Origin of the sequence: Helicobacter pylori (assembly GCF_030062585.1) — a bacterium.
GTDB classification, from domain to species: Bacteria; Campylobacterota; Campylobacteria; order Campylobacterales; family Helicobacteraceae; genus Helicobacter; species Helicobacter pylori_CN.
The window spans coordinates 117,163-139,474 of the sequence record NZ_CP071935.1; the positions used below are offsets into that span (position 1 = coordinate 117,163).

General features: G+C 39.4%; 21 protein-coding genes and 1 pseudogene. 8 read left to right on the plus strand and 14 right to left on the minus strand.

Annotated features, from left to right (window positions below; genetic code table 11):
• Positions 1-28: 28 nt before the first annotated feature.
• Positions 29-1,381, minus strand: coding sequence for an outer membrane beta-barrel protein HofA (gene hofA, locus J5F42_RS00540; protein ID WP_283491378.1), 1,353 nt, complete (start codon positions 1,379-1,381; stop codon positions 29-31).
• 158 nt (positions 1,382-1,539) lie between these two features.
• Here hofA and J5F42_RS00545 point away from each other — a divergent pair.
• A pseudogene (locus tag J5F42_RS00545) lies at positions 1,540-1,705 on the plus strand (glycosyltransferase family 8 protein).
• A complete protein-coding gene (locus tag J5F42_RS00550) occupies positions 1,686-2,789 on the plus strand; it encodes a glycosyltransferase family 8 protein (protein ID WP_283491379.1) in 1,104 nt (367 codons plus the stop codon). Before J5F42_RS00545 ends, J5F42_RS00550 begins: the two are co-directional and overlap by 20 nt.
• A 14-nt stretch (positions 2,790-2,803) precedes the next feature.
• On the opposite strand, the gene J5F42_RS00555 is transcribed toward J5F42_RS00550, so the two are convergent.
• Positions 2,804-4,042 (minus strand): Mrp/NBP35 family ATP-binding protein, encoded by a 1,239-nt coding sequence (locus J5F42_RS00555; RefSeq protein ID WP_283491380.1) that lies wholly within the window; start codon positions 4,040-4,042, stop codon positions 2,804-2,806.
• Between J5F42_RS00555 and J5F42_RS00560 the strand changes: the two genes are divergently transcribed.
• Complete coding sequence (locus tag J5F42_RS00560; protein WP_283491381.1) at positions 4,007-7,099, plus strand: OLD family protein; 3,093 nt, start codon at positions 4,007-4,009, stop codon at positions 7,097-7,099. The genes J5F42_RS00555 and J5F42_RS00560 overlap by 36 nt on opposite strands.
• Before the next feature lie 15 nt (positions 7,100-7,114).
• Positions 7,115-7,498: a hypothetical protein gene (locus tag J5F42_RS00565; RefSeq protein WP_050841314.1), complete on the plus strand. Its 384-nt coding sequence runs from the start codon at positions 7,115-7,117 to the stop codon at positions 7,496-7,498.
• A 288-nt stretch (positions 7,499-7,786) separates the two neighbouring features.
• Here the strand turns inward: J5F42_RS00565 and J5F42_RS00570 are convergent, their stop codons facing one another.
• From J5F42_RS00570 to J5F42_RS00615, 10 genes are all read right to left on the minus strand, one after another.
• On the minus strand, positions 7,787-8,089 hold the full coding sequence (locus J5F42_RS00570; protein ID WP_097699221.1) for a hypothetical protein: 303 nt from the start codon (positions 8,087-8,089) through the stop codon (positions 7,787-7,789).
• Between the two features lie 19 nt (positions 8,090-8,108).
• The gene (gene fabH / locus J5F42_RS00575; RefSeq protein ID WP_097699220.1) at positions 8,109-9,101 is read right to left on the minus strand and encodes a ketoacyl-ACP synthase III; all 993 of its coding nucleotides are present in this window, start codon (positions 9,099-9,101) and stop codon (positions 8,109-8,111) included.
• Positions 9,102-9,125: 24 nt separating this feature from the next.
• The gene (gene plsX / locus J5F42_RS00580) at positions 9,126-10,145 is read right to left on the minus strand and encodes a phosphate acyltransferase PlsX (RefSeq protein WP_014658411.1); all 1,020 of its coding nucleotides are present in this window, start codon (positions 10,143-10,145) and stop codon (positions 9,126-9,128) included.
• A 77-nt stretch (positions 10,146-10,222) separates the two neighbouring features.
• Entirely contained in the window at positions 10,223-10,369 is a 147-nt protein-coding gene (gene rpmF / locus J5F42_RS00585) for a 50S ribosomal protein L32 (RefSeq protein WP_000290431.1), read from the minus strand.
• A 15-nt stretch (positions 10,370-10,384) separates the two neighbouring features.
• Positions 10,385-10,741, minus strand: coding sequence for a DUF177 domain-containing protein (locus J5F42_RS00590; protein ID WP_097699219.1), 357 nt, complete (start codon positions 10,739-10,741; stop codon positions 10,385-10,387).
• Positions 10,742-10,766: 25 nt separating this feature from the next.
• Complete coding sequence (ndk, locus tag J5F42_RS00595) at positions 10,767-11,180, minus strand: nucleoside-diphosphate kinase (RefSeq protein WP_000813727.1); 414 nt, start codon at positions 11,178-11,180, stop codon at positions 10,767-10,769.
• A 66-nt stretch (positions 11,181-11,246) separates the two neighbouring features.
• Positions 11,247-12,404: a methionine adenosyltransferase gene (gene metK / locus J5F42_RS00600; RefSeq protein ID WP_000655155.1), complete on the minus strand. Its 1,158-nt coding sequence runs from the start codon at positions 12,402-12,404 to the stop codon at positions 11,247-11,249.
• 65 nt (positions 12,405-12,469) lie between these two features.
• Complete coding sequence (gene lpxD, locus J5F42_RS00605) at positions 12,470-13,480, minus strand: UDP-3-O-(3-hydroxymyristoyl)glucosamine N-acyltransferase (protein WP_097699218.1); 1,011 nt, start codon at positions 13,478-13,480, stop codon at positions 12,470-12,472.
• Between the two features lie 9 nt (positions 13,481-13,489).
• A complete protein-coding gene (fabI, locus tag J5F42_RS00610; RefSeq protein WP_097699217.1) occupies positions 13,490-14,317 on the minus strand; it encodes an enoyl-ACP reductase FabI in 828 nt (275 codons plus the stop codon).
• 9 nt (positions 14,318-14,326) lie between these two features.
• Complete coding sequence (locus tag J5F42_RS00615; protein ID WP_097699216.1) at positions 14,327-15,031, minus strand: triose-phosphate isomerase; 705 nt, start codon at positions 15,029-15,031, stop codon at positions 14,327-14,329.
• Positions 15,032-15,244: 213 nt separating this feature from the next.
• Here J5F42_RS00615 and J5F42_RS00620 point away from each other — a divergent pair, with 213 nt between their 5' ends.
• From J5F42_RS00620 to clsC, 4 genes are read left to right on the plus strand one after another with little or no spacing between them, the layout of a single operon-like run.
• Positions 15,245-16,012: a fumarate reductase cytochrome b subunit gene (locus tag J5F42_RS00620; RefSeq protein WP_001183639.1), complete on the plus strand. Its 768-nt coding sequence runs from the start codon at positions 15,245-15,247 to the stop codon at positions 16,010-16,012.
• 9 nt (positions 16,013-16,021) lie between these two features.
• Positions 16,022-18,166: a fumarate reductase flavoprotein subunit gene (locus tag J5F42_RS00625; protein ID WP_097699215.1), complete on the plus strand. Its 2,145-nt coding sequence runs from the start codon at positions 16,022-16,024 to the stop codon at positions 18,164-18,166.
• Positions 18,159-18,896, plus strand: coding sequence for a fumarate reductase iron-sulfur subunit (locus tag J5F42_RS00630; RefSeq protein ID WP_097699214.1), 738 nt, complete (start codon positions 18,159-18,161; stop codon positions 18,894-18,896). The genes J5F42_RS00625 and J5F42_RS00630 overlap by 8 nt, the downstream gene beginning before the upstream one ends.
• Before the next feature lie 21 nt (positions 18,897-18,917).
• Complete coding sequence (clsC, locus tag J5F42_RS00635) at positions 18,918-20,426, plus strand: cardiolipin synthase ClsC (RefSeq protein ID WP_097682774.1); 1,509 nt, start codon at positions 18,918-18,920, stop codon at positions 20,424-20,426.
• 5 nt (positions 20,427-20,431) lie between these two features.
• Here clsC and J5F42_RS00640 read toward each other — a convergent pair whose 3' ends face one another.
• Both J5F42_RS00640 and J5F42_RS00645 read right to left on the minus strand, forming a co-directional pair.
• Positions 20,432-20,965: a TIGR00645 family protein gene (locus J5F42_RS00640; protein WP_000890440.1), complete on the minus strand. Its 534-nt coding sequence runs from the start codon at positions 20,963-20,965 to the stop codon at positions 20,432-20,434.
• Between the two features lie 513 nt (positions 20,966-21,478).
• Positions 21,479-22,291: a hypothetical protein gene (locus tag J5F42_RS00645; protein ID WP_097699213.1), complete on the minus strand. Its 813-nt coding sequence runs from the start codon at positions 22,289-22,291 to the stop codon at positions 21,479-21,481.
• Between the last annotated feature and the right edge of the window lie 21 nt (positions 22,292-22,312).

Consider the following 22,312-nt stretch of genomic DNA (forward strand, 5'->3'; position numbering starts at 1 on the left):
AAAATCACATGAAAGGATGTTTAATTCCTTAAAAACGATAACTCATAGAGCTCATAAAATAGCTTCTATCTTGAATGGTTTGAGCGAAATCAGGGTTATAACCGCTTGTAAAAAACCCTACCTTATAACCCTTATGCATCGTGATTTGATAGCCATTAACCATTAGCATGAAATAGATATGTTTTTTAAGGTTATATTTAAAAGTAACCCCTAAGCTTTGCGCATCAGCCCTTGGGGAATAGGTCAATTTCCCATACAATTGCACCAAAAGATTTTTAATGCTCTTCCCTACAAAAGCGTTAATCGTTATGGAATTAGCGTTGTAAAAATTGGAATAAGCGTCTTCATAAGGGGTGTCGTCTTTAGTGTCATAAAAAGGATCAATGGGTGAGCCGTTCCAGCCTAATTGAACGCTCGCGTTCCCAAAATTCTTATACACGCTCCAGCCAAAACGATAAGAGCGGAAATTGATCCTTTGAAACACAAACAAACTCGCGCTTTTTTTACCCACTAAAGCAGCCCTATAATAATCTTTAGACAGATAATCGCTATAGAGAGGAAACCATGCGTAAAAAGTCGTTTGGATGCGCCAAAGAGATTTCCAATAAGACTTTGTGTCATGGGTGATTTCAAATCCAGGAGCGTTAAAATTCTTAGGGTAAAACCAAATAAAAGGCGCGACCCTAATGTATTTATTTTCGTAAATGAGATTGAAATTGTGCATGCCGTAGTTGATTTTTTGCTTGTAATTGACAGGGGCGTAAAAATCCCTAATGTATTGCTCATTGGCTAAAGCCCTTCCAAAGGTGCTAAACCACACTATCTTAAACTTTTTCCACCGGTAAAAAATCTCAAACCCTTGGTTAAACCCGCTCAAAAACAAAGCCTTAGAAGGGTAACGCCCTAGTTTAATCCCAAAAATATCCTTATATTGATAATCTAAATACAAATTGTATAACACATAAGGCCTGGCGTTTTGAGCCTTTTGCTCTCTGGTCCAATTTTGGCTGTGTTGCATCAAATAACCCTCCCATCGCCCCATGTAATACCAGTTCGCCGGCTGAAACCCTGCCTTAGGGTTGGCTTCATCAATCAAAAATTTCGTGGAATCATACGCTAACGCTCCTATTTCGCCCCCCACCCCAAAACCCAGTTTGTGATCTTCAATCCCTTTAGGGAGCAAACTAGAATCAACTTGTAAAGCCCCGGTAGTGGTTACATAACTCCCTGTAGGGTAAATCCCTTTTTTGGAATTGATGATTGATTGATTCAAAGCGATGCGCGAAAACGATCCCACTCTCGCGCTGATTTGATACTCAAAAGCGTTGAGAAAAACCCCATGCAAAGCCAAAAACCCTAGCCAAACTTTTTGATTAAGCACCCTTTTATCAAACACCTTTTTTATTGAAGTCTGATATTATGCCATAAACAAACTCGCAAGTTATTCGCTCACTATAGTTTTGAAAAAAAAAAAAACGATAAAATCACAAAATCTCCCCCTTTTTTAGCGGGTTCAGTTTAAAGATTTAAGGACTATGCATGCAAGAGGTTATCCCTGTTGTGGTGGCTTTTGACAATAATTATTGTATCCCTGCTGGCGTGAGTTTGTATTCCATGCTAGCACACGCCAAACGAGAGAGAGAGAGAGAGAGAGAGTAAAACTCTTTTATCAAATCCATTGTTTGGTGGAAAATTTAAGCGCTGAAAATGTAGCCAAATTAGAAGAAACGATCGCTCCTTTTAGCGCTTTTTCCAGTATAGAGTTTTTGGATATTTCTAATGAAGAACTAGAACCACGCCACAATTACCGCAAACTTGATCCTTTAAGAGCGAGTGAAATTAAAAAATTGTATTTAAAACTCAATACTTTTTCGCAAAAACGCTTTTCTAAAATGATCATGTGCCGTTTCTTTTTTGCTTCCCTTTTCCCCCAATACGATAAGATGATCATGTTTGATGTGGACACTTTGTTTGTGAATGATATGAGCGAGAGCTTTTTTATCCCCCTTGAAACGCATTATTTTGGGGCTGTGAGAGAAAAAGATTTGATCGCTATGAACAGGAATTCGGCTAAGGATTTATACGAATTACGCCAAATGCACGCAAAATCTATCGGTGTCGCTGACGCTTTCCCTAATTTAGAAGAAGCGCAAATCCTTTTTGACAACTACTTTAACGCCGGGTTTTTAACCTTAAATTTAAAATCATGGCGTAAAGAAAATCTTGAAAACCAATTGATTGCCTTTTTCCTTTTGAAAAACGAAAAACTTTTATTTAGCGATCAAGATGCTTTGTGTTTTGTGTGCCGTGGTAGGATTTTAGAACTGCCTTATTCATACAACGCCCACCCTAGCTTCCTTGATACGCCCCTATTCCCTAGCATCAAAGAAGCGTGCATGCTGCATTTTTGGGGCGATAAACCTTGGAAACTCTTAAGCGTCATTGGCGCGAAAAAATGGCATGAAGTATTGATCCAAACGCCTTTTAAAGACGCTTATTTTAACGCTCCCTTTTTAGATCACCTCTTTGAATCCCTTCAAAATAGGGATAATGAGATCAAAAGAAGAGATGAAAGGATCATTGAAGAAGTTCAAGCGGTTCAAGCAAGAGATAAAGAAATCCAAAACAGGGATAAAGAAATCCACGCTCTTAATAAAATCCTGTCTTTTTCAGACAAACGGCATTCTTTTGAATTCCTTCTGCCCAGGCTTTCTTCTAAACTCCTTATAGAATTTTTGCTTTTTAAAGCCAAACAAAAAGTGAAACGATTGATTAAAAGGGTTTTTTAAACCCCCTTTCAAAATTAATGCGAGCAAGCATGCGTTTGTGTGGGCTGGATGTCCTTGTTATCGGCTAATTTCTCTTTTTCCACTTTGTCTAAAAAAGTGCTCAAATCTTGCGCCATTTTTTCAAAAATCTTAGCGCTCACGCTATCAGGGTGAGAAATCACAATCGGTTCGCCCTTATCCCCCCCTAAACGCACTTTAGGCTCTAAAGGGAGCTTGGCTAAAATCTGTGTGTTATAAGCCTCTAATAATCCACTCATGGAATTTGAGCCAAAAATCTCGCTCTCTTTCTTGCAATGCTCGCACACAAAACTCCCCATATTTTCTACAATGCCCGCAATAGGAATGTGTAGTTTCTTAAACATGTCCAAACTCCGTTTAGCGTCATCTAAACTCACTATTTGAGGCGTAGTAACGGTGATTCCTGCGCTCAAAGGCACGGCTTGGGCTAGCGTGAGCTGCGCATCGCCTGTTCCTGGGGGCATATCCACCACCAACACATCTAAATCCCCCCAAATAATATCGCTTAGCATCTGCTCAATCGCTCGCATAAGCATTGGCCCTCTCCAAATGAGACTCTGCCCCTCATCATACAAAAGCCCCATGCTCATCACAGAAACGCCAAAAGCTTTTAAAGGAATGAGTTTTTTACCGCTAGGATCCATAATCACATCAGCGTTTTGCAAACCCATCATTCTAGGGATATTAGGGCCATACACATCAGCGTCCAATAACCCCACTTTTTGGTTTAAATTCGCTAAAGCGATGCTTAAATTCACGCTGGTGGTGCTTTTACCCACACCGCCCTTGCCTGAGCTTATCATCACTACATGTTTGATGTTTTTAGCCAGATTTTTAGTGGCGGGCTTTGGGGCTTGGGGCTTTGGCGGGGTTTTAATATCCAAATTCAAAGCTTTCACGCCTTTTTCTTGCATCGCTTTGGAGATATTTTCCCTTAAAATCGCGCTCGTTTCTTCAGAGCTTGAGGGGATTTCTATTAAAAGCCCTAACTGATCATCATGCAAGGTGATGTTTTTAACAAAACCAAAGCTGACAATATCCTTTTCAAAATTAGGGTAAATGATCGTTTTTAACGCATTCAAGACATCTTCTTGGGTGAGCATTTTAATCCTTAAAATGATAGTGTTTGAATTTTCTTTATAGCATGTTTTGTTTAATTTTGCATTATAAATTAAATTTGCGTTTTTAAAGGATAAGGCATGAAACTTCATAAGCGTGTTTTGAAATTGCACCATTTTAGGAATTTGGGTAGAAAATCGCCTGCCAAATTGCTTTTAAATTCAAGTTTTGAAAAACATGGGGGGTTGGTGGTTTTAGTGGGGGAAAATAATGTCGGTAAAAGCAATGTTTTAGAAGCTTTAACAATCTTTAATGATGCGGATATTAAACTTTGTAATGAAGAAGATTATTTCAAAGACCATGAAAAAAACCATGAAAAAGACACCCTTTTAAGCTTGGAAGAAGAAACAATTCTTGATCACAAAATCACAGGTTTTTCTTGCGTGGATTTGAGGATCCAATCTAAAGGAGTTAGCGAAGAATTAAAAGAATTATCAAAAATATTAATCAGCTATCCTTTTTGTGTTTTTATAGGGGGTTTTATCAATCTCATCATGTCTTATGGTGTATTAGATTCGTTTTTAAAATCCTACAAAGAAAAATTAAAATTGAGCGCATTTTCAACTAGACAAGCCAATAATCTGCTTTTCAAAGAATTAATCAAACATGTAAGCGGTAATAGCGAATGGATTAAAACTTTTTGTCAGTGCATCAAAGAAATCAAAAAGCGCAATACGCCTAATAAAAAATACAACACAGATGAATTTTTTATCATGGGGAAACACAAACAAAACCAATTAGAAAAAATTTATTCTTGTTTTAAAAAACTTAGTGAAGGTGAAATCAAACCACAAAATGAAGACATCTTAAAAAAGCTAAAAAGTTTAGATGAAATTTTTAAGACTACCGACTTTACAAAATTCACACCAGAAACTGAAGTGAAAGACATTATTAAAGAAATAGATGAAAAATACCCTATCAATGAAAATTTTAAACAGCAATTTAGAACATTCCGGTTAAATATAGGCAACCTTAAAAAGAAAATTAAAAATTCTTTAAAATACCTTGAAAAAATAAGAGAGGATTTTGAGCGAAAAAAAGAGCGATTGATCCGAGAAATTGAAAATGACTGCAAAAATCAAAAAGTGCTAAAGTTTAATTATGATGTTTTGTTGGATAATATCCAACAAATATGCAAAAATTATATAGCAAGTCATGCTGTTAATGATGTATCTAAAGATATTAAATCCATGATGTGTCAGCTTTATTTGAAAAAGATAGATTTATTAGTCAATTCAGAAATCGAACAATACAGATACAATGATTTTCTTGAATCAGCAAGAAAATTTCTGTGGGAAGACATAAAAACTTTAGATGAAAAGAGTGGCGTTCATTTGTTCCCTAAAAATATTGGTGAAATCAAAGATAAATTTGAAGCAAACAAGGAAAAAGTCAAACAAAGCAAAAACTATTTTGAGTTCGCAGAATATTGCCGAGAGTGTAACCCTTATACAGCGTTTCAAAACTTAAAAAATAAAGTTCAATTCCCTTTAAGCGGTGGTTTATCTTATAAGTCTTACAAACTCGTGCCAATCATGAAAGAATACAAAGATCTAAAAATTACAGATAACGACCTTAAGACTGTATTATTTACTTGCATTGATTATTCTTCCCCTTCTGAATTTGACCAATGGGATTGGTTCTTTAGAAATTCATTGTTTAGGAAAATTGACTTTCACCCTAATGCAATTTGGAATTTTTTTGGGAGCATTTTAAAAGATGGTCAAGCGTTACAAATAATAATGTTTGATAAAAATAATGATTTAGTAATCTATGATTCTGAAAAATCGTTCAATATCCCTGAAAAATACTTGCAAGAAATAGACCAAGAATTACTAAAAGAGATCAGACAATCAAAACATCTTTTTCCAATTGAAGTAAAACGCAAATACAATAACAATGTATGTCAATTTGAATTTTTTAAAAAAGACACAAGCCATCTTTTATTTAAGGTAAATTTTACAGAAATATTAGAAAATCTTGCAGAAATCTTGGAATACAACATGCAATTAAAAATAGATTCTTTGATTACAAAAGAATTTAACAGGCTTTTAGCGATCGCTGAAGATAGTTCTCAAGATAGTTACCAATTGAAAATTCGTGTCCGACACAATAACAAATTTTATGATTATTCAAAGAAATCTACGGCATATGAAATAAAACTTAAAATTCATGATTGCAGAAAATCTGATAATCAAAATGAGCCAATTATCTTAAGCCAGCAAAGCACCGGCTTCCAATGGGCGTTTAATTTCATGTTTGGTTTTCTCTATAATTGGGGATCACATTTTAGCCTTAACGAGAATATTATCTATGTCATGGACGAGCCAGCCACTCCTTTGAGCGTGCCAGCCAGAAAGGAATTCAGGAGATTTTTAAAAGAATACGCTCATAAAAATCATGTTACTTTTGTTTTAGCCACCCATGACCCCTTTTTAGTGGATACGGATCATTTAGATGAAATAAGGATTGTGGAAAAAGAAACAGAAGGCTCTGTAATTAAGAATCACTTTAACTATCCCCTAAATAATGCGAGCAAAAACTCCGATGCCTTGTATCAAATCAAGCGTTCTTTAGGGGTGGGTCAGCATGTTTTTCACAACCCCCAAAAACACCGAATCATCTTTGTGGAAGGCATCACCGATTATTGCTATTTGAGCGCTTTCAAATTGTATTTCAATGAGCGAGAATTCAAAGACAACCCCATTCCTTTCACTTTCTTACCCATTTCAGGGCTTAAAAACAATCCAAATGAGATGAAAGAAACCATTAAAAAACTTTGCGAGTTAGACAATCACCCTATTGTTTTGACAGATGATGACAGAAAATGCGATTCTGACCAAAACGCAACGAGCGAACGATTTAAAAGGGCTAATGAAGAAATGCATGATCCCATCACAATCCTACAACTCTCAAAATGCGATGAAAATTTCAAACAAATTGAAGATTGTTTCAGCGCAAACGATAGAAAAAAATACGCTAAAAATAAGCAAATGGAATTGGCCATGGCGTTCAAAACAAGGCTTTTGTATGGCGGTAAAGACGATGTAGTGAGCGAAGAAACAAAAAAGAATTTTCTAAAATTGTTTGAGTGGATAAAAAAAGAGTGCAATAACCTAACGATTAAAAAAGGGTATATCAAATTTGATTATAATACCCCACAAATATTATAAAGTGAAAGGATTTTGATGTTTAAAAAAATGTGTTTAAGCCTGCTGATGATAAGCGGTGTTTGTATGGGAGCAAAGGATTTGGATTTCAAGCTGGATTATCGCGCGACTGGGGGGAAACTCATGGGGAAAATGACGGACTCTAGTCTTTTAAGCATCACTTCTATGAACGATGAACCGGTGGTGATTAAAAACCTTATTGTCAATAGGGGAAATTCATGCGAAGCGACTAAAAAAGTGGAACCCAAATTGGGCGATAAGTTTAAAAAAGAAAAACTCTTTGATCATGAATTAAAATACTCGCAACAGATATTTTACCGCCTGGATTGCAAGCCTAACCAATTGTTAGAAGTTAAAATCATCACAGACAAGGGCGAGTATTACCATAAATTTTCTAAATAAAACCGCCCTTTCCTCAAACAAGGGGCTTTCTAGCTAGATCACTTCGTGAGAGCACCCCTTTCTAAAGAAAGGAGATTCCTAACTAAAACATTCCATTGAATGCTAACACGAAAGGCTTTGTTCTTTAAAGTCTGCATGGATATTTCCTACCATAAAAAGACTAGTGGTATTTTAACCTCTTTTAGCCTAACGGCTATGTGCTTACATCTTGCACCCTAAAGGACAGAGTTTTTCGTGCTAGTGGGATAAAATTTAAAAAGAGTTTTGCCACAAAGCGACCAAAACCTCTCATGGAGTCTTTTGTTGGGACTGCTCTAAAGCCATTTGCGCATGCTTGCAATCCTTTTTAAAAGACTTCGTAATAAAATTAACCTTAAGAGTCGAATCAAAGGCTTCATGGCATTTTTTAAGCTTGTGATCGCGCTCTTGCGGATCTTGCAAGTAATATTTCACTGAATGCACAAAACTGAAATGAAACCCCATAGGAGGGATACGGCTATCTGGCGTGCCTTCGCAAAAATCGCTGCAATAACTGCTTTGCGACTTTAACCCCCCCAACACCACTAAAAATAAAAAAACCATCTTTTTCATCAATACTCCTTAATCCTTTTTATCCTCCAAAATACACCAACGCTGAACCCCAAGTCAATCCCCCACCAAAAGCGTCTAGAAGCATTAAATCGCCCTTTTTCAAACGCCCCTCTTCATAAGCTTCACCCATAGCCATAGGGATACTAGCTGCTGAAGTGTTGCCGTATTTATGCACGGTTAAAACCACTTGCTCATCTTTAAAATCCAAATGCTCTCGCACCGCTTGAATGATCCTAAAATTAGCTTGATGCGGGATAAACAAGCGCACATCTTCAGGTTTGAGAGCGTTTTTTTCTAAAATCATTTCCACATCTTTTAAAAGCGTTTTCACCGCTAGCTTAAACACTTCATTGCCTTTCATACATAAAAAAGGCTCTAAAGCTTCTTCTTTAGCGTTAAAGGGCGTGGGTTTTAGAGTCCTTGGCGTATAAAGATAATTAGAAAAATTCCCGTTCGCTGAAATCTGCACATCTAAAATGCTTTCTTTTAAACGCTTGGTCCTGCCTACCACGCACGCCCCAGCCCCATCGCCAAATAAAATACAAGTCCCCCTATCTTTAAAATCCAACACGCTGCTCGTTTTTTCTGCCCCCACAATCAGCACATTTTCGCACATCCCGCTCTCAACATAAGCCTTAGCCACCGATAATAAATAAATAAAACCCGTGCAAGCGGCTGAAATATCAAACGCCGGCTTGTTTTCAATGCCTAATTTCGCGCTCAACACGCAAGCGGTTGAAGGCATGGCCAAAAAATCAGGGCTTAAAGTCGCTACAACCACCAAATCAATGTCTTGTGGGGTTAAATGCGCTCTCTCTATGGCCTGTTTAGCCGCTATTACCCCTAAATCGCTGCTTTTTTCTTCATCGTTAGCGAAACGGCGTTCTTTGATACCAGTCCTTTTTTCTATCCACTCATCGCTGGTATCCAAAAATTGCTGGAACTCTGCATTTTTCACACGCTCGCTTGGAACATGCATCGCAATGGATTTAAGAGAGGCGTAAAATTCCATTCAATCCCCTTAACATAGTCATCTTTAAGCGTCTTGCTGATCACTTTGAGGCGCAGAAACGCTAGGCTTCAAGCTCTCAAACGCTTGAGTAATCCTCAAGCAAACCTGACTTTCAACAGCGCTAATAGCCTGATAAATCGCGCATTCAACCGCTCTAGCGTTGCTCTTGCCATGGCTGATGATCACGCTTTTATTCACGCCCAAAAGCGGTGCTCCCCCATATTCAGCGTAATCGGTTTTTTGTTTTAAAATACCAAACGCATTCTTAAGCATCAAAGCCCCCATTTTAGATTTAAAAGAGCTTTTAATTTCATCTTTAAAAATAGAGCCTATTGCACTAGCGACCCCTTCTGTTGTCTTTAAGACCACATTCCCCATAAAGCCATCGCAAACCACCACATCCACAACCCCTTTGAAAATATCGCTCCCCTCCACATTGCCATAAAAGAAGTCATAAGCTTTCAGCATTTTATGCGTTTCTTTAACGAGCATGTTCCCCTTAATATCTTCTTCGCCATTACTCAAAAGACCCACCTTAGGGCTGTCATAATGCAACACGCTTTTAGCGTATTCATACCCCATAAGAGCAAAATCAATCAAATATTCAGGCTTGCAATCCGTGTTCGCTCCCGCATCTAATAGCACGCTAGGGCGTTTGCCAACGCTAGGCATTAAAGTGCAAATAGCAGGCCTTTCAACCCCCTTGATGCGCCCTAAACGCAAGGTCGCTAAACCCATAGTCGCCCCGCTATGCCCCGCTGAAATCAAAGCGTCAGCCCCATTTTTCAAAATATCCATACCCAAGTAAATGGAAGATTCCTTACGCTTAATCGCCTCAGTGGCGGCTTCTTCCATCTTGATGTAATCTTGCGTGTGGATCATTTCCACTTTGCTGGCTAACTCTTTAGAAATAAAAGGGGTCGCTTTGTCTTTATCCCCCACTAAAACCGCACTAAAACTCTTATTCTCTAAAGCCCTTGAGACTCCCTCAATAATGGGTAAAACCCCATGGTCAGCCCCCATTAAGTCTATTACAATTTTCATCATGCGTCCTTAAAAGGCTTGTTGCAATCCGTTGCAATCCTTTAAAATACTTTCTATCACTAAAGATAGCTTTTATATTAGTATTCTTTAGTAAATTTGTTAATATGGTGGGGAAGCTTCCAAGTGCCATCTTTGGCTTTCACAGGTTTAGCCAACTTAACGCTATAATGCGTGCGCCTTTTTGCCGCTCTTGTCTTACTCACTCTTCTATCAGGTACTGCCATAAATTCTCCTTCATTTCAATCTGCATAATGGTAGTCTAATTTAATAGACTCCACTTCAGAGCGTAAAATTTCGCTCAAATCAATAAAACCATTGAAAGATTCAATAACATCTAAATTATCAAAATCCAAACTTTGGCTTTGCGTATCCCACAACCCGTCTGAAATATGCAAAACCAACGACTCATCAAGGCTTTTTTTAAACTCTTTACCGCTTGTATCACAAATAAGCACCAATTCACCCTTAAGGCGCGCTTCCAAGCGAAACAATTTCGCCCCCACCCGCACAACTTCGCCCTCTAAAACCACTCCCTCATGCTCTAAAGAAAACGCTTTAGGTGCATTAAAAGCGATTTTACGCATTTCAAATTGCATGCTTAACTTAAAACGCCCTTAAATCTTAAAGATCCCTAGCGGCAAAAAAGAAAGCGATTTCATTGTGTGCGTTTTCCAAGCTATCGCTCCCATGCACCGCATTAGCGTCAATGCTTTCAGCAAAATCCGCTCTGATAGTGCCTTTTTGAGCGAGTTTGGGATCAGTCGCTCCCATAAGATCTCTGTTTTTAGCCACCGCATCTTCGCCCTCTAAAACCATAACCACTACCGGACCACTCACCATAAACTCTATCAAATCTTTAAAAAAGGGTCTCTCTCTGTGGATCGCATAAAAGTTTTCAGCGTCTTTAACGCTCAAATGCAAGCGTTTCATAGCAATGACTTCCAAGCCGTTACTCTCAAAGCGATCAATGATTTTGCCTACCACTTTTTTCTTAAGTGCATCAGGCTTAATAATAGACAACGTTCTTTGTTTCAATTTAAACTCCTTGTGAATTGTTGATTATACAAAAATTTTTTAAAATATTACCCTTAAAGTATTTTTTTAACGCTTAAAGAACGCTTTAATCTCCTCAGCTTTGTTGGTTTTTTCCCAAGTGAATTCCTCTAATTCGCGCCCAAAATGCCCATAAGCTGAAGTGAGCGAATAAATGGGTCTTAACAAATCCAAGCTTTCAATAATACCTTTTGGCGTGAGTTTGAAAACCGCTTTCACGCATTTTTCCAACTCCGCGCTTGAATACTTGCTCGTGTTGTGCGTGTTCACATAAATAGACACTGGCTCTATCACCCCAATCGCATAAGCAAGCTGCACGGTCGCTTTATCGCAAACCCCACTCGCTACCAAATTTTTAGCCACATAGCGGGCCGCATAAGCCGCGCTCCTATCCACTTTGCTAGGGTCTTTCCCGCTAAACGCTCCCCCGCCATGCGGGCAACTCCCCCCATAAGTATCCACGATGATTTTTCTGCCCGTCAAACCCGCATCGCCTTGCGGCCCACCGATAACGAATTTTCCTGTGGGATTGACAAAAAACTTGATATTGTCATGCAAATATTCTTTGGGTAAAACCTTATACACGATCTCTTCAATCACGGCTTCTTTTAAATGCTTTTGCGAAACTTCTGGGGAATGTTGGGTGGAAATGACAATCGTATCAATGCTTACAGGCTTGTTGTTTTCATAACGCACGCTCACTTGAGACTTGCCATCAGGCCTTAAAAAAGGCAAGGTGTTGTCTTTTCTTTTTTGAGCCAAAGCGAAAGTGAGCTGGTGCGCTAAATGAATGGGTAAGGGCATGAGCGTTTCAGTCTCTTTACACGCATAACCAAACATAAGCCCTTGATCCCCTGCCCCAATCTCGCCATCTTCTCTATCCACGCCTTGATTAATATCAGGGCTTTGCTCGCCAACGCCATTCAAAACCGCCGCACTTCTGTAATCAAAGCCATAAAGAGCGTCTGTATAGCCAATCTTTTTAACCACTTCTCTTGCAATCTCTTGCATAGGGGCATAAACAGAAGTTTTTAACTCGCCAGTGATCATGCAAAAGCCATTAGAAACTAAAGTCTCGCATGCGACTTTGGCTTTTTGATCGCGCTCAATAATGTAATCTAAAACTGCATCGCTGATTTGATCAGCCATTTTGTCAGGATGCCCTTCGGTTACCGATTCGGAAGTGAAAAGAAAACTATCTTTCATCGTATTGTCCTTATTAAAATAATCGTTAGTGTTCAAAATGGGCTTATTATAGCTTATTTCATTCTTTAAGACTTAAAAAACCCTTTAGCTTTTTGCAACAAACTCGTTTTTTGCTGTTTCCTGAAATTCGTTCTTAAATGGGCTAAGAAATGGTGCCACTCATGGATTTCCATAGCAGGGATCGCTCCGGCAAAATTAGTGTTAGGGGGCAAGTCTTTACCCACCGCGCTTTTACCCCCAATTTGAGTGAATTCGCCCACATGCAAATGCCCTCCAATGCCCACTTGTCCGCCAAAAACCACATTACGGCCAGTGGTTGTAGAGCCGCTCAAGCCCACTTGAGAAACGACGATGCTGTGCTCGCCTAAAACGCAATTATGCCCGATTTGAACCAAGTTATCAATCTTAACGCCCTCTTTAATCAAAGTCTCGCCAAACACCGCCCTATCAATCGCCGTGTTAGCGCCAATTTCTACATTTTTTTGAATCCTAACAATCCCCACATGCTCAATTTTGACATGCTCTCCTAAAGCGGTGTGCGCATAACCAAAGCCATCACCTCCGATCACACTACCTGCATGGATGATGACATTGTCCTCTAAAATCGTGTTTTGATACAAAATAACACGAGGATACAAAACGCAATTTTTACCGATTTTGACCCCATCAGCGATCACCACGCCCGGATGAATCAAAGAGTTTTCGCCAATTTCTACGCCCTCTCCAATCATAACATTAGGCATGATCGTTACTTTTTCAAAATGTTTAGGCTCGCTAACGCTTTGTGGGTTTTTAAAAAAAGGGATCTTAAAGGCATGCGAAGCTTTAGCGAAGGCTAAATGCGGGTTATCCACGACTAAAGCTTGCATGCTTTTAGGCACTTTAGAAGATTCTTTTTTGCGGATAAACACCGCCCCGGCTTTTGAATCTTTTAAAAGTTTAAGGTAACGCGCTTGGTCAATATAGCTAATATCATTAGGCGTAGCCTTGTCTAATTCCGCTAAAGCATGCACTTCAAAATCGTTTGAAAATTCCGTTTCAATAGAATAGGCGCTTAACAATTCGCTTAATTTCATCAATACCCCTTATGGTTCTTTATGCAAATCCCACAATAGCGTAGCTTTATTATCTTTTTCTTCCACAGCCCCCATGCCCATCACATGATAGCCAGCATCCACAAAATGCACTTCCCCACTCACCCCATTAGACAAGCTAGAGAGCAAATACATCCCAGCATTACCCACTTCTTCTAAACTCACATTTTTCCTTAAAGGAGCGTTGATTTCATTCCATTTTAAAATCATCCTAAAATCAGCGATCCCGCTAGAAGCGAGCGTCCTAATAGGCCCAGCCGATAGGGCATTCACTCTAATATTATGTTTGCCTAAATCCACCGCTAAATAACGCACCGCACTCTCTAGGGCCGCTTTAGCCAACCCCATCACATTGTAATGCGCCATGTATTTGGTGCTGCCCAAATAGCTTAGAGTCAAAACAGACGCTCCGTTATTCAATAAAGGTTTTAGAGTGTTTGTCAGCTCTATTAAAGAATAAACAGAAATTTCCATAGCGGTGTTAAACGCACTTTTAGAAGTTTCCAACAAGCTCCCCTCTAAAGCCTCTTTAGGGGCAAAGGCCACGCTATGAACGATAAAATCCAATGAGCCTAAATCCTGCTTAATATTATTGTATAGCGACTTGAAATGCTCTTCTTTGCCCACATCCAATTCATACACATAGGGGCTATTCAATTCCTGAGCGATAGGCCTCACGCGCTTTTCTAAGCTCTCATTCAAATAAGTGAAAGCCAAAGTAGCCCCTTGATTGAAACAAGATTGAGCGATCCCATAAGCGATGGATTTATTGTTTGCCACCCCTACAATAAGCCCTTTTTTACCTTTTAAAAATCCCATGATTTTCCTTTATAAAAATGAAATGACTGTTTTAAAATTTTCTAATTCCAAAGACGTGCTCCCGATCAATAAGCCATCCACGCTATCAATCCCTAAAATTTCTTTAGCGTTTTGCACATTCACGCTCCCCCCATACAACAAGGGCGTTTTTTGATTTAAAATTTGCTTTAAAAAACCATGCGTGAGGTAAATATCTTCTAAAGAAGCGCTTTTTTTGGTGCCAATCGCCCAAATAGGCTCATAAGCCACAATTAAATTGGAATAATTGAGATCGATAGTTTCTAATTGCTCGCTTAAAAATTCCTTTACAGCCACTAAACCCTTTTCTCTGGTCGTTAATTCTTCGCCAATACAATAAATAATTTTAAAATTTTTATCTTTAAAAAAATCAAACTTTTCTTTCAAAAAGCTAGGGCTTTCTTTTAAAAGCGTTCGCCTCTCGCTATGCCCTATTAAAAGCGTGTGGATTTTCAATTCTTCTAAATGTTTGGAAGTGATTTCACCGGTAAAAGCCCCCAAATCCTTAGGGTAAGCGTTTTGCGCTCCTAAAGTGAAATGCAAAAACGAATTAGGCAATAACCCCAAAAAATCAGGGAATACAAACACCCTGTCAAAATGCTGCGGTTTTAAAGTCTTTTCTAATTCTTTTAAATACGCATGGCTTTTAAAAATAGGCATAGCGGATTTAAAATTAGCCATGGCAATTTTTGTCATTGAACGATCCTTTTTTATAGGTGGTAAACTATCCCTTATTATATCTAATAGCGTTTAAAAAATGTAAATTTTAAACAATAGCCCCCTTGAATTGAATTTTTTCTCAATTTAGGTTTTGTTTATAAGAAAAATTATTTCAAATGTAGTAGAATTAAGGCAGTGTTTTTGCGTCAAGCGATTTTAGGTTAATTTTGAGTTTTAGGAGCAGTTTTTATGCAACAAGAAGAGATTATAGAGGGTTATTATGGTGCTAGTAAGGGGCTTAAAAAGAGCGGTATTTACGCTAAGCTAGACTTTTTACAGAGCGCTACAGGCTTGATTTTAGCGCTCTTTATGATAGCGCACATGTTTTTGGTCTCTAGTATCTTGATTAGCGATGAAGCCATGTATAAAGTGGCGAAATTTTTTGAAGGGAGCTTGTTTTTAAAAGCGGGCGAGCCGGCTATTGTGAGCGTGGTTGCAGCAGGGGTTATTCTTATTTTGGTCGCACATGCTTTCTTGGCGTTAAGGAAATTCCCTATCAATTACAGGCAATACAAGGTTTTTAAAACCCACAAGCATTTGATGAAACATGGCGATACGAGTTTGTGGTTTATCCAGGCTTTAACCGGATTTGCGATGTTTTTCTTAGCGAGTATCCACTTGTTTGTCATGCTCACAGAGCCTGAAAGTATTGGGCCTCATGGCTCAAGCTATCGTTTTGTCACGCAAAACTTTTGGCTTTTGTATATTTTCTTATTGTTTGCCGTAGAATTGCATGGTTCTATTGGGTTGTATCGTTTAGCGATTAAATGGGGGTGGTTTAAGAATGCGAGCATTCAAGGCTTGAGAAAAGTCAAATGGGCGATGAGCGTGTTTTTTATTGTTTTAGGGCTTTGCACCTATGGGGCTTACATTAAAAAAGGTTTAGAAAATAAGGACAATGGCATTAAAACCATGCAAGAAGCCATAGAAGCTGATGGGAAATTCCACAAAGAATAAGGGTAGAAAATGAAAATAACATATTGTGATGCGCTAATTATTGGAGGCGGACTAGCCGGGTTAAGGGCTAGTATCGCATGCAAACAAAAGGGTTTAAACACCATCGTTTTAAGCCTAGTGCCTGTCAGGCGTTCGCATTCTGCGGCCGCTCAAGGGGGCATGCAAGCGAGCCTTGCGAACGCTAAAAAAAGCGAGGGCGATAATGAAGATTTGCACTTTTTAGACACGGTGAAGGGGAGCGATTGGGGGTGCGATCAGCAAGTGGCTAGAATGTTTGTAACCACTGCCCCTAAAGCCATTAGGGAATTGGCCAGTTGGGGGGTGCCTTGGACTAGGATCAAAAAGGGCGATAGGCCTGCGGTCGTCAATGGTGAGCATGTAACTATCACTGAAAGAGATGACAGGCATGGTTATATTCTAAGCCGTGATTTTGGCGGCACTAAAAAATGGCGCACATGCTTTACGGCTGATGCCACAGGGCATACCATGCTTTATGCGGTCGCTAACGAAGCCTTACACCACAAGGTGGATATTCAAGACAGAAAGGACATGCTCGCTTTCATTCATCATGATAATCAATGCTATGGGGCGGTGGTAAGGGATTTGATCACCGGCGAAATTTCAGCGTATGTTTCTAAAGGCACGCTTTTAGCTACCGGAGGTTATGGGCGCGTGTATAAACACACCACTAACGCCGTGATTTGCGACGGAGCCGGGGCGGCGAGCGCTTTAGAAACCGGCGTGGCTAAATTAGGCAACATGGAAGCGGTGCAATTCCACCCTACCGCTTTAGTGCCAAGCGGGATTTTAATGACCGAAGGTTGCAGGGGCGATGGCGGTGTTTTAAGAGACAAGTTTGGCAGACGCTTCATGCCCGCTTATGAGCCGGAGAAAAAAGAGCTTGCAAGCAGAGATGTGGTCTCAAGGCGGATTTTAGAGCATATCCAAAAAGGCTATGGAGCCAAATCGCCTTATGGGGATCATGTGTGGCTGGATATTGCTATTTTAGGGCGTAACCATGTGGAAAAAAACTTGAGGGATGTGCGCGATATTGCCATGACTTTTGCGGGCATTGATCCGGCTGATAGCGAAGAGCAAACCAAAGACAACATGCAAGGAATACCCACAAATGAGCCTGAATACGGGCAAGCGATGGCTAAGCAAAAAGGCTGGATCCCCATAAAGCCCATGCAACACTATTCTATGGGTGGGGTTAGGACAAACCCTAAAGGCGAAACCCATTTAAAAGGCTTGTTTTGCGCGGGCGAAGCGGCGTGCTGGGATTTGCATGGGTTTAACCGCTTGGGGGGAAATTCTGTGAGTGAAGCGGTGGTCGCTGGCATGATCATAGGGGATTATTTCGCCTCGCATTGTTTGGAAGCGCAAATTGAAATCAACACGCAAAAGGTTGAAGCCTTCATTAAAGAAAGCCAAGATTATATGCATTTTTTATTGCATAATGAAGGCAAGGAAGATGTGTATGAAATCAGAGAACGCATGAAAGAAGTCATGGATGAAAAAGTGGGCGTTTTTAGAGAAGGCAAAAAATTAGAAGAAGCCCTTAAAGAATTGCAAGAGCTTTATGCGCGTTCCAAAAACATTTGCGTGAAAAACAAGGTTTTACACAATAACCCTGAATTAGAAGACGCTTACCGCACCAAAAAAATGCTCAAACTCGCGCTTTGCATCACTCAAGGGGCGTTACTGCGCACCGAAAGCAGAGGGGCTCACACAAGGATTGATTACCCTAAAAGAGACGATGAAAAATGGCTTAACAGAACTTTGGCGAGCTGGCCTAGCGCTGAGCAAGACATGCCCACGATTGAATACGAAGAATTGGATGTGATGAAAATGGAAATCAGCCCTGATTTTAGGGGCTATGGCAAAAAGGGTAATTTCATCCCCCACCCCAAAAAAGAAGAGCGCGACGCTGAGATTTTAAAAACGATTTTAGAATTAGAAAAGCTTGGAAAAGACAGGATAGAAGTCCAACATGCGCTCATGCCTTTTGAATTGCAAGAAAAATACAAAGCCAGGAACATGCGTTTAGAAGATGAGGAAGTCAGGGCTAGGGGGGAACATTTGTATTCTTTCAATGTCCATGATTTATTAGACCAACACAACGCTAACCTAAAAGGAGAACACCATGAGTGATAATGAACGAACGATTGTAGTTAGAGTGCTAAAATTTGACCCTCAAAGCGCGGTGAGTAAGCCGCATTTTAAAGAGTATCAATTGAAAGAAACGCCATCCATGACGCTCTTTATCGCTTTAAATCTCATTAGAGAGCATCAAGATCCGGATTTGAGCTTTGATTTTGTGTGCCGCGCTGGGATTTGCGGCTCTTGCGCGATGATGGTTAATGGGAGACCGAGACTGGCTTGTAAAACCCTAACTTCTAGCTTTGAAAGCGGGGTGATTACGCTCATGCCCATGCCCAGTTTTACGCTCATTAAAGATTTGAGCGTGAATACGGGCGATTGGTTTTTGGATATGACTAAAAGGGTGGAAAGCTGGGCGCATTCTAAAGAAGAAGTGGATATTACTCAGCCGGAAAAAAGGATTGAACCTGATGAAGCCCAAGAAGTCTTTGAATTAGACAGGTGCATTGAATGCGGGTGCTGTATCGCTTCTTGTGGGACCAAACTCATGCGCCCTAATTTCATTGGAGCTGCTGGCATGAACAGAGCCATGCGTTTCATGATTGACAGCCACGATGAAAGAAGCGATGACGATTTTTATGAATTAGTCGGCGATGATGATGGCGTTTTTGGGTGCATGAGCTTGATCGCTTGCTATGACACTTGCCCTAAAGAATTACCCTTGCAAAGCAGTATCGCCACTTTGCGTAACCGAATGTTGAAAGTGGGTAAAAGCCGCTAATTTCTTTTTAGTGGGTCGTTTTTGAAAATCTTTTTAGTCCTTTTAAGCGTCTTTTTTTTTAATGGGTGTTTTGGGCTAGTCTATAAGACTCCCATTTCAAGCCCCCCTATCTCTTATGACCCCTACACTACCACCATTGGGAGCTTGTATGCTAAAAATTTGAAAGAAAACCCTAACCATAGCGCGGCCATTCTTTTAGAAGATGGCTTTGACGCTTTGTTGCACAGAGTGGGTCTTATTAGAATGAGCCAAAAAAGCATTGACATGCAAACTTATATTTATAAGAACGATCTTTCCTCTCAAGTGATCGCTAAAGAACTTTTAAACGCGGCCAATCGTGGGGTAAAAGTGCGCATCCTTTTAGATGATAACGGATTGGATTCAGATTTTTCAGATATTATGCTTTTAAATTTCCATAAAAACATTGAAGTGAAAATCTTTAACCCCTACTATATCCGCAATAAAGGCTTGCGTTATTTTGAAATGCTTGCGGATTATGAGCGCATTAAAAAACGCATGCACAACAAGCTTTTCATCGTGGATAATTTCGCTGTCATTATAGGGGGGCGCAATATTGGGGACAATTATTTTGATAACGATTTAGACACGAATTTTTTAGATTTAGACGCTTTGTTTTTTGGAGGGGTTGCTTCAAAAGCCAAAGAAAGCTTTGAACGCTATTGGAGATTCCACCGCTCTATCCCTGTTTCATTACTAAGAACCCATAAAAGACTCAAAAACAACGCTAAAGAAATCGCTAAACTCCATGAAAAAATCCCTATCAGCGCTGAAGACAAAAACCAGTTTGAAAAAAAAGTCAATGATTTTATAGATCGTTTCCAAAAATACCAATACCCCATTTATTATGGGAATGCCATTTTTTTAGCCGATTCACCCAAAAAAATTGACACGCCCTTGTATTCGCCCATCAAAATCGCTTTTGAGAAAGCCCTTAAAAACGCTAAGGACTCCGTTTTTATCGCTTCATCGTATTTTATTCCAGGCAAAAAGATGATGAAAATCTTTAAAAATCAAATTTCTAAGGGGATTGAATTGAATATTCTTACCAATTCCCTTTCATCAACGGACGCTATCGTAGTCTATGGGGCGTGGGAAAGGTATCGCAACCAATTAGTGCGAATGGGTGCGAATGTCTATGAAATACGAAACGATTTTTTCAACCGCCAGATTAAAGGGCGCTTTAGCACCAAACATTCCTTGCACGGCAAGACGATTGTTTTTGATGACAATTTAACGCTTCTAGGGAGTTTTAATATTGATCCGCGCTCTGCATACATCAACACTGAAAGCGCGGTTTTGTTTGACAACCCGTCTTTTGCTAAAAGGGTGCGTTTGTCGCTTAAAGATCATGCCCAACAATCATGGCATTTGGTGGTGTATCGGCATAGAGTGATTTGGGAAGCGGTGGAAGAAGGGATTTTAATCCATGAAAAAACTTCGCCTGACACTTCCTTCTTTTTGCGCTTGATTAAAGAATGGTCTAAAGTCCTTCCTGAAAGAGAGCTTTAAAACTTTTAATGCCCTTTATTTTGCGAAAAAGCGATGTTATTGGTAACGGCGGCTAAAAGCGCTGAACACACAAACACCAAATGGATCACCACTTGCCAAAAAATGGGGTTATGCGATAGGGGCGTGTCCTTAGGAATATTGGATAAAACGTCTTCTAAACTCATGTAGCGTTTGAGCAAGAAAATCGCCGAAATCGCTACAATGGAGAGTGAAACCTTTAACTTTAAAGCGTTAAAATCCGTGTGCTTTAGCCAAGTGATTTCACTAGCATCCACCTTGTCTAATTTAGAAACAAAGCTTTCATAACTGGCGAGCAACACCATCAAAACAAGCCCGGCCATAAACAACAAATCCACTAAACCTAAGGCTGATAAAACCAAATCCGTTTCACTAATGGTGTCTAAATGGCTGAGCATGTGCCACAACTCTTTCATGAACACATAGCCTAAAACCACCAACACTAACGACATGGCAATGCATAAAGGGGCTAGCAACCAACGAGTGGCAAACAACACTCTTTCAATCAACTTTTCTAGCATGTTCAAACTCTTTTTTAGGATTATTTTTAAACCCTTGATTATAGCTAATTTTAAAAAACCTATTAAAATGACTGATGCTTTCTTTTTGGTAAAATCATATGGATTGATAGTCTTAAAAGCTGTTTTAATCTTTTTTATATTACAATTCTTTCATGCGGTCTGGGTTTGTTACTCCTCCTTGACTGCTAGTAGTGGGTATGAATGTTTGATTTAAAACGCATGTTTTTCCATTTTTTACCTCTTACCCCTACTTTACTAAATGCTATTACTTTGTTTTAGCTGTCTTATATTTTGCTTGCTAGTTAAAAAGCCGTCATATTCTTTGCTATCCATTAAATTCATAACGCTCTTTATTTTTTAAATGGGATTACTTTATTTTAGTTTTATACAAAACTCTTAAGAAAATAGGGGTATTTTGCAAACTCTCCCCCATAAATCCCTCTAACCCCTAAGAGTGCATCACAAGAAATTATCGCTTGACTAACGCTAAACTCTTTTAAGTTTGTAAAATCTTTAACGAACCTCTATGACAACCGGTTTAGTCATCTTTTTGCTGACTTCATCAGCATGCATTAAGGCTTCTTGCTTGCTCTTATAAGGGCCTATGAGGTAGCGTTTAGTAGCCCCCCTATCTTCAATCTTATGGGGGAATTGGTTAAACGCTTGTAAAAACGTTTTATTAGGCGTGTGCACAAAAACCCCCACTTGCAAATAATGCCCTTTAGTAAGAGTGGTTTTAGAATTAGCTTTCTTAGAAACTTCTTTACGAGATTCTTTTTTAACTTTAGGCTCTTTTTTAGCCGCATGCTTAGCTTTATCTTTATGCGCTTCTTTATCTTTTGGCGCTACTTTAGGCTTTTTGTGGGGGGTTTCTTTTTTAGCCACAGCCTGAGATTCTTTTTGAGCGCTCATGGGAATAGGCTCAACAGCTTTTAATTCTTTTTGAGCTTCTTGCGTTTCTTCTGTTGTTTTCATCTCCGTTTGAGTTTGATTGGTTTGAGTGGGCATGTTAAACGCATCATTTTCTTGTTTTTTAACATTATCCGCCACTTTGTCTAGCTTGTCTTCTTGTTTGGGAGAATCCATATTCAAGCTTTCAAACTCATCGTCTTTTTTCTCATCTTTAGTGTTGCCTATTTTTTGCATCCCGCTATCGGTTTGTAAAAAAGTCTCTTTAGGAGCGACTCTCGTGCTTTTCCAAAACACCATTAAAAGCACCGCTAAAATGATAATGGCTATAGCCACGATCAAAAACACCTTTTTAGTGCCGCCCCCATTATTTTCTTCTTCTAAAATCACTTCATTCAGTCTTTCTTTTTCTGACATCAAAAATCCTTTCAAAAATGG

What these genes read in the sequence shown, in the direction of transcription:
- rpmF (WP_000290431.1), bottom strand. Translation starts at nt 10,369, where the DNA reads ATGGCAGTACCTGATAGAAGAGTGAGTAAGACAAGAGCGGCAAAAAGG.
- J5F42_RS00570 (WP_097699221.1), bottom strand. Translation starts at nt 8,089, where the DNA reads ATGAAAAAGATGGTTTTTTTATTTTTAGTGGTGTTGGGGGGGTTAAAG.
- metK (WP_000655155.1), bottom strand. Translation starts at nt 12,404, where the DNA reads ATGAAAGATAGTTTTCTTTTCACTTCCGAATCGGTAACCGAAGGGCAT.
- plsX (WP_014658411.1), bottom strand. Translation starts at nt 10,145, where the DNA reads ATGAAAATTGTAATAGACTTAATGGGGGCTGACCATGGGGTTTTACCC.
- J5F42_RS00620 (WP_001183639.1), top strand. Translation starts at nt 15,245, where the DNA reads ATGCAACAAGAAGAGATTATAGAGGGTTATTATGGTGCTAGTAAGGGG.
- J5F42_RS00640 (WP_000890440.1), bottom strand. Translation starts at nt 20,965, where the DNA reads ATGCTAGAAAAGTTGATTGAAAGAGTGTTGTTTGCCACTCGTTGGTTG.
- lpxD (WP_097699218.1), bottom strand. Translation starts at nt 13,480, where the DNA reads ATGAAATTAAGCGAATTGTTAAGCGCCTATTCTATTGAAACGGAATTT.
- J5F42_RS00560 (WP_283491381.1), top strand. Translation starts at nt 4,007, where the DNA reads ATGAAACTTCATAAGCGTGTTTTGAAATTGCACCATTTTAGGAATTTG.
- J5F42_RS00555 (WP_283491380.1), bottom strand. Translation starts at nt 4,042, where the DNA reads ATGGTGCAATTTCAAAACACGCTTATGAAGTTTCATGCCTTATCCTTT.
- fabH (WP_097699220.1), bottom strand. Translation starts at nt 9,101, where the DNA reads ATGGAATTTTACGCCTCTCTTAAATCCATTGCGATGCATGTTCCAAGC.
- J5F42_RS00645 (WP_097699213.1), bottom strand. Translation starts at nt 22,291, where the DNA reads ATGTCAGAAAAAGAAAGACTGAATGAAGTGATTTTAGAAGAAGAAAAT.
- J5F42_RS00590 (WP_097699219.1), bottom strand. Translation starts at nt 10,741, where the DNA reads ATGCAATTTGAAATGCGTAAAATCGCTTTTAATGCACCTAAAGCGTTT.
- J5F42_RS00615 (WP_097699216.1), bottom strand. Translation starts at nt 15,031, where the DNA reads ATGACAAAAATTGCCATGGCTAATTTTAAATCCGCTATGCCTATTTTT.
- fabI (WP_097699217.1), bottom strand. Translation starts at nt 14,317, where the DNA reads ATGGGATTTTTAAAAGGTAAAAAAGGGCTTATTGTAGGGGTGGCAAAC.
- J5F42_RS00565 (WP_050841314.1), top strand. Translation starts at nt 7,115, where the DNA reads ATGTTTAAAAAAATGTGTTTAAGCCTGCTGATGATAAGCGGTGTTTGT.
- J5F42_RS00625 (WP_097699215.1), top strand. Translation starts at nt 16,022, where the DNA reads ATGAAAATAACATATTGTGATGCGCTAATTATTGGAGGCGGACTAGCC.
- J5F42_RS00630 (WP_097699214.1), top strand. Translation starts at nt 18,159, where the DNA reads ATGAGTGATAATGAACGAACGATTGTAGTTAGAGTGCTAAAATTTGAC.